At 52.5% G+C, this 12797-nt stretch carries 8 protein-coding genes; all 8 read right to left on the bottom strand.

Features of this window, described 5'->3' with window-relative positions; translation table 11 throughout:
* Nucleotides 1-79: 79 nt before the first annotated feature.
* On the bottom strand, nt 80-1441 hold the full coding sequence (locus EBB54_RS01405; RefSeq protein ID WP_004073162.1) for a tetratricopeptide repeat protein: 1362 nt from the start codon (nt 1439-1441) through the stop codon (nt 80-82).
* A 65-nt stretch (nt 1442-1506) separates the two neighbouring features.
* A complete protein-coding gene (locus tag EBB54_RS31540; protein WP_004073163.1) occupies nt 1507-1641 on the bottom strand; it encodes a hypothetical protein in 135 nt (44 codons plus the stop codon).
* 17 nt (nt 1642-1658) lie between these two features.
* Entirely contained in the window at nt 1659-2942 is a 1284-nt protein-coding gene (locus EBB54_RS01400; protein WP_125126046.1) for a bifunctional folylpolyglutamate synthase/dihydrofolate synthase, read from the bottom strand.
* A gap of 5 nt (nt 2943-2947) precedes the next feature.
* Nucleotides 2948-5161, bottom strand: a complete 2214-nt coding sequence (locus tag EBB54_RS01395; RefSeq protein WP_125126045.1) for an LTA synthase family protein — start codon at nt 5159-5161, stop codon at nt 2948-2950.
* A gap of 30 nt (nt 5162-5191) precedes the next feature.
* Nucleotides 5192-7843, bottom strand: a complete 2652-nt coding sequence (locus EBB54_RS01390) for a valine--tRNA ligase (RefSeq protein ID WP_125126044.1) — start codon at nt 7841-7843, stop codon at nt 5192-5194.
* Nucleotides 7844-8383: 540 nt separating this feature from the next.
* Complete coding sequence (locus EBB54_RS01385; protein WP_125126043.1) at nt 8384-9190, bottom strand: glucosaminidase domain-containing protein; 807 nt, start codon at nt 9188-9190, stop codon at nt 8384-8386.
* 143 nt (nt 9191-9333) lie between these two features.
* Entirely contained in the window at nt 9334-11142 is a 1809-nt protein-coding gene (locus EBB54_RS01380; RefSeq protein ID WP_125126042.1) for a sensor histidine kinase, read from the bottom strand.
* Between the two features lie 42 nt (nt 11143-11184).
* The gene (locus EBB54_RS01375; RefSeq protein WP_125126041.1) at nt 11185-12759 is read right to left on the bottom strand and encodes a response regulator; all 1575 of its coding nucleotides are present in this window, start codon (nt 12757-12759) and stop codon (nt 11185-11187) included.
* Nucleotides 12760-12797: the final 38 nt, after the last annotated feature.

Below are 12797 nucleotides of genomic sequence, written 5' to 3'. Positions count from 1 at the left end.
ATACGATGGTATATAAAAAAGGACGCGTATTCTCTACACATCCTTTTCTTTCGTATCCCGGCGCATCCCCGCCGCTTGTCTATTCTTCTGTATTCTGGCTGGCCGCAGCCGCGATCTCATCCAGCTTTGTCCTTGCCTCTTCCCCATACTCACCGTCCGGGAAGAGCTCGTTCACCCTCTTGAGATAGTTGGTCGCCGACTCGGGGTCTCCGTTATCCAGGCAGGCAAGCCCCAGAGTCAGAAGCGCGCCGCCGTCGTCATAGCTTTCATCCATTCTCACAACCTTGGAAAGTGCCTCGATGGCCGTATCGTAATTGGCCACATTATAAGACGCCGTTCCCGACTCATAGTTGCTGCTGCAGGCAACCGGATATACGCTCTCCGTCAGGTCATCATACCGCTCCTGCCCGTTCTCCCCAAGGGCGCCCCGGTTGATATTCAGAAGCAGATCGGCAATGCTGTCCTCCGTATAGCTTCCGGAGCTGTACTGTTCCGATGCGGTCATCAGGGCTTCATAGCTTTCCGCCGTGGCGGCCGCGGTCTGTACCGCCTCCTCGGAATCCGCGCTGTCTGCACGGTAGGAATCCAGCGTCCGGGTCACCGCGCTTAACTGTGCCTCCAGGCCGTTGATCCGTTCGCTGTATTCAAGAACCTCCCGGTTCCGCTTGTCGGACTTGGACTCGTCCACAGCAGGCATGATCAGAAACCATACGATCGCCGCGCCGATGGCCATGCCCAGCACAATGTTCATCAAGGTAAATCTTCCCGCGATCTCCTTGACCATGCGGTGTGCCGGCTGGATGATGGTTTCATTTCCCAGACTGTATTCTATGGTTTCTTTTTTTCTTTTTTTCTTCTTTGTCCCCTTGTTCTCCGGTTTTTTCGCCTTTTTGCCACGGATCTGCGTCAGCTCATGCATATAGCGAAGCGTGATCTCGTTGGTCGTATCCAGCTTCCGCGCCTTTGTCAGCACCTGCTGCGCCTTGGCATACTGCTTTGTATGCAGGTAAAGCAGGGCCAGAAGCTGATGTGCCTTCAAAAACGTAGGGTGCGATACCGTCACCTTTTTGAGCTGGATGATCGCCATGTCTTCCCCGTTCTGCTGGCAGTAGACCAGGCACTGGTTGTACCTTTTTATGGACTGGTTGATCACCTCCAGCCCCCTGGCCGAATGCTGAATGTTCTGAAGGTAGGCATTTGCCAGGTTGTTCTTCGGACGCAGGTTCTTGCTGATGATCCACTCCACCAGCGCCTCCACGACCTCGCCCCGGCCATAGTAGACCAGCCCCAGCAGATTCCGCGCCGTAACATTACCTTTATTATATTGTAAACTCCGCCGAAGTGAGACAATCGCACCGGACATATCCCGTATCCGGGCTTTTTTCAGGCCATCATTATACCAGTAGTTCGACTGGCGGATGATTTTCTTCGTATAGTCCATCAAACCTCACCATTTTCTTTCCGCAGCATATCCGGAATCTCAAATCGTTCTTCCATGCTGATCTCCTATCGTTTCTGATCCATCACCTGTTTGAGCAGATCAGACATGTCCGACAGATCCTCCTGATAAACCGCATCTTCTATATCCTCTACTTCCAGGCTTGGTTTGAATTTCTTCAGTTCTTCTTCATAATTTAACATAATCTTCCTCCAACAGGTCAGAGCTCCCGGGCCAGTTCTTTCAGCATCCCGGCCAGATAGAGGGAGCCGAGACAATAGACTGTCCGGCCGTCCTGGTGTTTTCTCACATAGGAAAGGGCTTCCCGGGGCGACTTTCGCACCTCCACCGGCCGGTCTGTGTACCGCGCAAACGCTTCCGCCAGTTTTTCGGCATCCATTGCCCTCTTGTCCTCCAGATGGGTCACGACATAAAAATCCGCATCCAGGCTTCTGCAAAGGCAGGCCGTCATCTCTTCATAGTCTTTCTCCTGTACGGCAGAAAACAGAACCGCCTTTCTGTGCGGCCCCCGTGCATGGACGCTTTCCGCAAAACGCTGTACGGCATTGACATTGTGGGCCCCGTCAATATAGATTCCCGGCAGGATTTCTTCCATGCGGCCTTCCCATGTGACCCGGGCAAGCGCTTCCCTCCAAAGGTGGGGCCGTCCGCTGCCTCCTGTCAGGCTTCGCATCACCTCCAGGGCAAGCACCGCGTTCTCCGCCTGATACAGCCCTGTATTGTGAAGCTTCCATGCCGTAGTTCCATAATACGCATTTGTACAGGAAAATGCAATATTTTTATGTTCGATTCTCAGATTTTCGAACGCATTTTTCCCGATTTTCTTACAGGAAATCCCAAGTCCGGCGGCTCGTTCTTCGATCACCCGGTTGGATGCCTCCGCCCCTTCGGAATAAAATACCGGTACATGTTTCTTTAAGATCCCCGCTTTTTCCGCCGCGATCTGCTCCAGTGTGTCCCCCAGAATCTCCCGGTGATCCATCCCGATGGACGCAATGGCTGTCACTGCCGGATGCTCTACGGCGTTGGTGGCATCCAGCCGCCCGCCAAGCCCGGTCTCCAGCACCGCGTACTCCACGCCGGCGTCAGCGAACGCCGTCACCGCCATGCCAAACAGGATCTCAAAAAAAGTGGGATGAGGAAAGCCTTGGCGTTCCATTTCCCTGACTTTCTCCATCACCTTTTCAAACACGCGCACAAATTCCCTGTCTGAGATCTGCTCCCCGCGAATCCGTATCCGCTCGTTCATCCGCACCAGATGGGGGGAGACAAAGAGGCCGGCGGACTTTCCCTCCGACCTCAGCATGGCCTCCACATATACGCAGACAGAGCCTTTTCCGTTGGTTCCCGCCACATGGATGACTTTCAGCTCCCGCTCCGGGTTTCCCAGGAAACGTAAACACTGCCTGGTATGCTCCAAAGAATTTTTTTTCGTGAACTTCGGGATATTTAAGATATAATCCACTGCCTCATCATATGTCAAAATGCCTACTCTCCCTCGTCATTTCCGATAAACGCATTCCGCCCGGCCTTCACCGTGGTTGTATTTCTGGGAAGGGGTACGAAACGCCCGTCCCGGTATTTATACTCCTTCGACGTCCGGAAAATGGTATTGCTGGAGCCTACCTGGGCCACCATGACAATATCTTCCTCCTCCAGAACGGACTCCTTGAGATCAATCCTTGTATTATTCAAAAACGTGCTGTTCTGCTTCTCGCCGTTGATATAGACCTTGCTCTGCTTGGTAAAGTTCTCTCCGTATATGCTGTATGTGCCGTCCAGCTGCTCCACCAGGGAAGTGATCGAAGTGTCCTTGACCCCCATCGCCATATGGCCGGACGTGATCGGCATTCCGCTTTCCTCGTACACATACTGCTTCCCGTACAGAATATCATACTGCAACAGTTCCAGATCGGCCAGATAGTTTTTCGTCTGGCGGCGCTCCTGGTGGTAATTGAACACCGTCCCCGAGTGGATATCCAGACGGTCCAGCACCTCTGCCATGATCTGGTATGCCGCATAGTTGCCGTCCTTCTTTTTCAGGCCGATGTTGTCCCAGATCACATAATTGGTATTGTACAGGTACCGGCTTTTCAGGTCCTTGGCCTGCAGGTCCATGGTGGGCAGGTGGTCTCCGTAAAATACGATGACCGAAGGCTCTCCCCGTTCCTCCACGGCTTTCACCAGATCCCCGGCAAACTGATCCATCTCGTATACTTCATTCACATAATATTCCCAGGCATTTCTCCTGCCTTCGTCCTCCACGCCGCCAACCTGAATAGCGGGGTTCTCGATCATCTTCTCCACAGGATAATCTCCGTGCCCCTGAACGCTGATGGCGAATACAAAGTCCTGTCCTTCCGTCGTATCCATGGAATCCATGATGTTTGGAATCAGGATGTCGTCCGTGGCCCACCCTTTGGGAGTGGTCTGGAGGATATTCATAAATTCCTTGCTGGTGTAATGGTCAAACCCCATATGGTTGAACACCTGTGCCCGGCTGTAAAAATTACCTCCGTTGTTGTGCAGCGCCTCGGCCCCGTATCCCAGACTGGTCAGGGCTGTGGCCGCGCTTTCCAAAAGCTTCGTCTTTGCGTAGGTTTTATAGGGATATTCCCCCGGCCCGAAGAAACGCATGCTCATACCCGTCAGCACTTCAAATTCCGTGTTGGCCGTACCCGCGCCTACGGACGGCACTTTAAAGTACCCGCTGGAATACTCCTCATACATCTTCCGCAGGTTGGGGATCGGATCCTCCGAGAACTGCAGCCACTCCACCTCTGTGGGATCAAAGTATGACTCCAACTGCACAAAGATGATATTGGGCAGCTCTTCTTCCTTCCGTCCCGTTGTACTCTGTGTAATCTTCCCTCCGCCGCTGATGGCTTCCATCGTCTCTTCCCCGTACCCTGCCGGCTCGGAGATCCCGGTCTTGAAAATACTGGATGTAAAGCAGTAAGGGAATCCGTAATCTTCATACGCAAAGGCGATATTTCCGAAGTAATTGGAAATAATCCGGCGGTCGATGGCCGCCTCTGTCAGCGCCATATAGGCAATGATCCAGAAGGCAACCCCGAACAGCGCAATGATCCGGTGCATTTTCCCGGTAAACTGTCCGCCCCGCCTCCACATGGAGACGACCCACAGGATCACGGCGCCGATCCCTATGATCAGCATAATCAGCTCGAAGGTTGAAAAGTAATTGCCGGTCAGCGAAAGGGCGTCCGAGAGCACCTTTAAGTCCTGGGCATTGAAGGGCGTCACCCGCTTCGTCAGCAGATAGCCGTTGCACGCGCCCAGAAACAGCCAGAACACACTGAGCAGTATCCTTGCGAATACCCGCCGCCTGACCACATACACGATGGAAAAGGTGGCGAAGATCAGGAAGGCATTGAACAAAAATACCTTCGGCGTCTCCGTCAGATACTCCCATGCCTGAAACAGGGAAAGCCTTGAGATCGCTTCTATAAAATAGTTCAATATACATGCCAGCAGATAATGGAACACCAGGGAAAACCGGTTCATAAACCGGTAAACGGGCGCCATTCTTCTTGCAAATTTACTGTTGCGCCGTTCCTCCAGAATCCTTGCGCGGCGCTCCCGCCTGGCGATCCAGTATGCCTTGAGGTCTTCTATCTTCAAATTTTTCATTCTGTGAAAGAAGCCCCTGAAATCCGGCTTCTTGATCTGAACCTTCTTCATCCCAACTTCTCTCCCTGTTTCATGCTCTGATCAGGCTTTTTTCAGCCCAGCCATACGTTCCTTTACCTGTTCCAGCATCTGGGTATACTTCTCCAGCTTTTCCTTTTCCTCCTGCACCTTCTTCTCCGGCGCCTTGCTCAAAAACTTCTCGTTGGAGAGCATTCCCTTCGCCCGTGCAATCTCCTTTGTCAGCTTTTCTTCCTCTTTGGTCAGACGTTCCAGCTCCTGCTCAAAGTCTACCAGATCTTCCAGCGGCAGATACACCGCTGCCCCCGGCACTACAATCGACACCGCGTCCTCTGCGGCCTCTTTCTTTTCACATTGAAGGATGATATCGTTTGCCAGCATCAGCGGTTTTACCGATTCCTTCAATACTTCCATCCCGTTCAGCAGCTCCCGGTCCCCGCTGACGATAAACACTTTCGTCCTGCGGTTATTGGGCACGTTCATCTCTGCACGCATATTCCGGATGCCCCGGGTGATATCCTTCACATGGCCCATCAGTTCTTCCGCAGCCGGGAATTCCCATTCCGCCCGGTATTTCGGCCAGGATGAGATCATCAGGGATTCTTCCTCCGGCACCAGCGCGCCGTAGATCTCCTCCGTAATGAACGGCATGAACGGATGCAGAAGCTTGAGCGCCTGCCCCAATACGGTTTTCAGTACCCACAGGACACATTTCGCGGAACTCGGATCCTCCTCTGCATGGTAGATCCGGAATTTTGCCAGCTCCACATACCAGTCGCAGAACTCGTCCCAGATAAAGTCATACACCTTCTGAACCGCGATCCCAAGCTCAAACTTGTCCATGTTTTCCGTCACATCTTTTGCAAGGCTGTTGGCCTTTGACAGAATCCACCTGTCCGCAGGTCCCAGCAGAGAATCCTCGGGCTCCTCGACGATGTTTTCTTTCATATTCATCAGTATGAAACGGGATGCGTTCCACACCTTGTTCGCAAAGTTCCGGCTTGCCTCCACCCTCTCATTGGAGAAACGCATATCGTTGCCGGGGGCATTTCCGGTTACCAGCGTCAGACGCAGCGCATCCGCGCCGTACTGGTCGATGATCTCCAGCGGATCAATTCCATTTCCCAGGGACTTGCTCATCTTGCGCCCCAGGGAATCCCGCACCAGCCCGTGAATGAGCACGGTATGGAAGGGGGATTTTCCGGTATGCTCCAGCCCGGAGAACACCATACGGATGACCCAGAAGAAAATGATGTCATATCCGGTCACCAGCACATCCGTGGGATAGAAGTAATCCAGATCCTCCGTCTTTTCCGGCCAGCCAAGAGTGGAAAACGGCCACAGCGCGGAACTGAACCAGGTATCCAGCGTATCCTCATCCTGCGTAAAATGGGTTCCTCCGCAGTGGGGACACGTTTCCGGCGTCTCCCTTGCCACTACAAATTCCCCGCATGCGTCGCAGTAGTAAGCCGGAATCCGATGTCCCCACCAGATCTGCCGTGAGATGCACCAGTCCTTGATATTTTCCAGCCAGTGCAGGTAGATCTTGTTGAACCGCTCCGGCACAAATTTCAGTTCTCCCGTGTGAAGCGCCTCAATGGCAGGCTTGGCCAGCTCTTCCATCTTTACAAACCACTGCTGCTTGATCAGCGGCTCCACCGTGGTGCCGCAGCGGTCATGGGTTCCTACATTGTGGGAGTGGGGTTCGATCTTCACAAGGAATCCCTGCTCTTCCAGATCCTTTACAATGGCCTTTCTGGCCTCATAACGCTCCATCCCCGCATATCTGCCGCCCCGCTCATTGATGGTGGCGTCATCATTCATGATGTTGATCTCTTCCAGATTGTGCCGCTTGCCTACCTCGAAGTCATTGGGGTCGTGGGCCGGGGTGATCTTCACCGCTCCGGTTCCAAATTCCTTATCTACATAATAGTCTGCCACAATCGGGATCTCCCGATTCACCAGCGGGAGCATAACATGCTTTCCAATGATATCCTTGTACCGCTCATCCTCCGGGTGTACCGCAATGGCCGTATCGCCCAGCATTGTTTCCGGACGGGTGGTTGCGATCTCCAGGAAATCCTCCGTCCCCACGATGGGATACTTGATATGCCAGAAATGTCCGCCCTGCTCCTCATGCTCCACCTCGGCATCGGACAGGGACGTCTTGCATACCGGACACCAGTTGATGATCCTGGACCCTTTGTAAATATATCCTTTTTCATATAATTTGATAAAGACTTCCTCCACCGCTTTGGAACAGCCTTCATCCATGGTAAACCGCTCCCGGTCCCAGTCGCAGGAGATGCCCATCTTCTTTAACTGATTCTCGATGGTGCCCGCGTACTCCTCCTTCCACTGCCAGGTGCGCTTCAAAAATCCTTCCCGTCCCAGTTCTTTTTTGTCGATCCCCTCGGATTTTAACTGGTTCGTTACTTTTACTTCCGTCGAGATGGCCGCATGGTCGGTTCCCGGCACCCAAAGGGCATTGAAGCCTTCCATCCTCTTATAGCGGATCAGGATGTCCTGAAGCGTATTGTCCAGGGCATGCCCCATATGCAGCTTTCCTGTAATATTCGGAGGGGGCATAACGGTCGTAAACGTTTTTTTGTCCCGATCCACCTCTGCGTGAAAATACTTGTTTTCACACCACTTCTCATACAGTTTTTCCTCAATCTCCTTTGGATTATACGTCTTTGCCAGTTCCTTACCCATGATTCTCCTCCTTTTTCTCATGGTACTTCACGGATTTTTCACATTTGAGGTATTAAAAAAGCCCTTTACAATGTAAAGGGCGAATGTATCTCCGCGGTACCACCTTAATTCCTATACTTATGATGTGACATAGAAAACAAACGGTCGCACCGCTTTTCATGCCGCCCCATAACATAACTGCTGGTTCTGTAACGTAAACCGCCACGGGATGCCTTACCCGCAGAATCCCAGGTTGCTCGCTGTCCTGCTTCTGGCATCCGGTTCAAAAGCCACGTTCCATAATCCTAATACCCGGACCGCCTTCCAGCCGATGGGCTGTCCTCTCTGTGGGAAGTAATTATGTACTCCTCTTTCTCAACACCTTTGAAATTTTACAAAATTGTTAACTCCAAATGAACTAAACAATATCATAGCGGGCAAATGCTTTTTTGTCAAGGAGTTTCTAAAATCTTAAGAATCAAAAAGAAAAGTTCCTTATTATAATGAGCCCTGCATCATACCTGTTTAAGACCCGCCGGCAGCGCCTTCTATTACTATCCGTCACTTCATCTGGTTCATACTATGGATCATCTCTACGATCGAATACCCGTAATTCTCCGCTGTCGCCCAGCCCTGGCCGCCCGGGTTCTCTTTCTGGCCCAGCCATTCCACATAGGGGGCAGACCCCTTCATGACATATTCATAGCGGTCGTCCACGCACTCCTGAGCCAGCGCATCCGCCGTAGCATATGCCTTTAAATGCTGGATCTGTGCCCGGATTCCGGTACGGACATCGGGGTATGAATTGCCCGCCACGCCGCCTCCCGTGGTGCCCAGTCCGGCAAAATTAAACTGTTCAATGGAGGAATCCCCGCCGTACTGCAGCCACCCGGTCTCCTTCATCGTCTGGACAAACGCAACCTCCGGGCGCACTCCTTCTGCCGCCGCCTCCTCATAGTACATCTGGCAGAACGTCTCAATAGAATCTGCCCCGCCCTTGGATAGCTGCTCCGCAGGATAGGGGAGATTGACCGAATTAAAATAGGAAACCATCTGCTCCACGGTCACCGAACTTTTCCCCATGATCGGATACTGTCCGTCCGCGATCACTTCTTCGGCTTCTGGTGCAGGTGCCGCCCCCGGATCGGATGCTCCTGATCCGTCTTCTGCATTCCCTCCGGATTCTTCTTCGGCCGCACTGCCGTCCTGCTTTTCTGCAGCAGACTTGTTCTCGGCCTCAGCCAGTTCCAGTTTTGCTTCTTTCTTCTGGTGTTCGGAGCCCATCTTTGCTCCCAGAAAGCTTAGGCTTACGACAAGTGCAACGGCCAGTCCCACCTCCAGCCATATTCTCTTCATTTTCTGATCCATCGTTCTAACGTTCCCCTCGAAAATTTTCTTCTACATTTTTATGACCATTCCGTCAAAATTATACCAGCCTGCTCATCCGTTCACAAAAACCGTTCCGGCACATTCCTGCGTCCGTCAACACAGCCGTACATCTTGAAATCATATCACGGTATCCGAATCTCCACCTCCGTCCCCTCCCCCGGCGTACTGCTGTATTTCAGCCCATATTCCACGCCGTACATAAGCTGCAGGCGTCGATGGGTATTGTACACCGCAATATTCGTCCCGGAGCTTTTCGCCCTGTTCTTCTTTTCCACAAGAATATTCTCCAGTATATCCGGCTCAATCCCCACCCCGTCGTCGGAGATGAGGATCACGATCCCGTTCTCCTCCTCCCATCCGGTAAGCACAATGGTTCCTTCCTTTTCCTCTTTTTCCATAATGCCGTGGAGGATGCAGTTTTCCACCACGGGCTGGAAGGTCAGCTTCGGGATCGGACGCTCCATCAGGCAGTCCGGCATATCCGCGATAAAGTCAATATTATCCGCAAACCGCATGTTCAAAAGCTCCACATAGATCGACACATGCTCCAGCTCATCCTGGATGGTGCTCAAAGACTGCTTCCGGCTTAAAGTCAGCTTATAGAACCGGGACAGCTTCTGCACGGCCATGGTAACCTCCTGGGAACGCCCCTGCTGGGACAGCCAGTTGATCATATCCATCGTATTATAGAGAAAATGCGGATTCATCTGCGCCTGCAGGGAATTAAACTCGACAATCCGCAGATCCTCCGCCGCCTTTGCCTGCTCCTCCACCAGGTCATGGATGATGTGCGTCATATAATTGTAGGAATCCACCAAATCCCCGATCTCATCCTGGGCGTCCGAATCCGGCAGCGCCGCCGGAAGCCCCAGACGGCACTTCGACATCTGGTCGATGACTGCGGACAGCCGGTTGGTCAGAGACCTGGACAGGAGTGTAGCGATCATGAAGGACGCCAGGATGCACCCCAGATAGACCAGGCCGAACAGGCCGATAAAGATCCGGCTCTTTTGGATCAGCGGCTCCGACGGAACCGCAACCACCATATACCAGTCCGTATTGCGGATACGGTTGAAGCCGGCATACACGTCCTCCCCCAGAATATTTTTGGAAATAAAATTGTTCGAGGACATCACCGATTCCAGCACCACGTCGTAGCTGAAATGGTAGGTTCCCGACAGCGCGATATCCGTCGTGGCAACCATGCTGTCACGATTGTTGATGATATAGGCCACGCTGCTGTTGGAGCTCATATTATTTTTCAAAAGCTCATCCAAATGCTCCTGCGAAAAGTAAACGGCAAGGTAAAAGGTCACCCACCTGCCTTCATAGAGCGTCCTCCCTCTGGTAATATACGCCATATCCCCATAGGTACTCTTCTCGTAAGTCCCCAGATAAAAGGACGGGCAGAACAGCCTGCTGGTGGACGGCTCCCCCGCGAAAATCCCGTACCAGTAGGTCCTGCGTATCCGGTCCATAGGTTCTGCCAAAGGGCTCAGGGCACTGTCCGAGAAAATCTCCCCATCGTCCGGAATATCCATATAAAGGCGGATGTCCCTGATCAGCCCGTCTCCCGCCAGACTTTCCGCCTCCTTTCGAAACCCTTTTGCCTCTTCCGAATCCGCAAAGACCTCCAGATCTTCCACCCGGGCCGGATTGATAAGCTTACTGTAAAATTCATGCTCCGTCAGCGTTCCGTGGACAGCCAGGATATCCGCCACCGTCTCCTCAATCATAGGCGCGGTCTGGATGGCAGCCTCCTGCTCCTTACGCACAGTATCGGCAACGATCATATCATAAAGCTGTGTAAAAAAAAGCACAGGGATCGCAACCATCGGGATCGTCACGATGACCAGATGGGTGATCGTCAGCTTCGTCTGCAGGCGCAGATTTCTATAAAAATGCGTAATGCCCTGAAAAAATGTTCTCATTTTGCAGCCCCCTGATATTGCAGCCAATATGCCGGTTTTTCATTACCCCAGCATCTTCTCCCTGTACTTTGACGGCGTAAGCCCCGTAAACTTTTTAAAGCTCTTGCTGAAATAATTCCCGTTGCTGTATCCCACCTTGGCGGAAATATCCGCGATCTGGTTCCGTGCATCCTCCAGAAGGTGCATGGCCTTTTCCATCCGGTATTCCGTCAGGTACTGGTTCAGCGTCTGCCCGGTCTGGGTCTTAAAATACGTGCACACATAGGATGCGGACAAATGTACATAATCGCTGATTTCCTTAATCGAAAGCAGATCGCTCCCGTAATGCTTTGCAATATAATCCTTGATCAGAAAGATCACATTGTCCTCCGGTACGGAAGCATCCAGCCGCTGGAACATCCGCCTGGTACGTTCCGCCAGGGTATCGTGCAGTTCTTCATAGGTAAAACAATTTTCCAGATATTCGATGATGCTTTCGCTGGAATCCGTCCCGGCAAAATCGGCGGACAGCTTCCACTTCTGCCGGCAGTCATTCAGCACATTGAACAATCTGTAATAGGCATCCTTGATCTGGTTCGGCAGCATCCCGTAGTTCTTATTGTATTTCTGGTGCAGGCTGTCCAGAAAGGCCATGCAGCGATCCGAATCCTTTGCCTCCAGCGCATCGGCAAAGCTCTCCGTGTCATTTTCCACCCCCGCCGTGCCTTCCGGCGCAAATGTAAATCCTCCCCTGGCGTCATCCGGGGTGAGCAGCGTACCGGATGGAAAGAAAAAGCTGTTCTGGATGGCGACCACCGCCGAGGTATAGGATTGATAGACCCTTGTAATCCCGCTCACCGTATCTCCCCGGCTCATCGTGAAAAATCCGAAGGGCAGAAACTGCTCCTTGAAAAAAAGGTCAATGGAAGACAGCACGGCCCCAGAAGGCGCGCCGCCCTCTCCGATCAGATGGAACACATGATACACCGCATGCATCCGTATGTAAACCGCATTTATATGGAAATTTTTCAGAAAGCTCTTCAGATTCTCCCGGATACCTTTGATCAGAACCGAGATGGGCTCCTCGGTCCGCAGCTTCACAATGTAAGTCACGAAACCGCTCTCCGGCGACAGACAAAGGGACAGCTCCTTTGCCAGGGCCTCGATCTGAGGGCTGTTGTCCCTGTACGGCTTCGTCAGAAGCAGCGCCAGATTCGATTCGGTCTCCATGGACAGCAGATCCTCATTCTGCCTGGAGCGCAGCACCTGCTGCCGGCGGTTGATGGCCTCCACCACGGTTGCCCGGACTTCCTCCGGATTCAATGGTTTTTCTACATAATCAATGGCCTTCAGCTTGATGGCAGCTTTCAGATATTCCTTGTCCGAATAGCCGCTCATAAAAATAATGCTGGTATCGGGCAGCAGTTCCGTCAGCCTTTCCACCAGCTCGATCCCGTTCATCCTCGGCATACGGATGTCGGACAAAATAATATCCGGCTCGTGCAGCTTCGCGATATGCAGGGCGCGCAGCCCGTCGTCCGCCTGAAAGATCTGGTCGATCCCCAGGTTTTTCCAGTCAATCGAGGAAGAAAGCCCCTCCCTTGTCAACAGTTCGTCATCCGCAATTAACAGTTTCATCCCAGTCCCGTCTCCTTTGTACAGAAACGCCGTCTTGT

Origin of the sequence: Schaedlerella arabinosiphila, assembly GCF_003885045.1 — a bacterium.
In the GTDB taxonomy this organism is placed as follows: domain Bacteria; phylum Bacillota; class Clostridia; order Lachnospirales; family Lachnospiraceae; genus Schaedlerella; species Schaedlerella arabinosiphila.
Note: the sequence above shows the minus strand (reverse complement) of the source record. Positions and strands in the feature narration are given on the sequence as shown.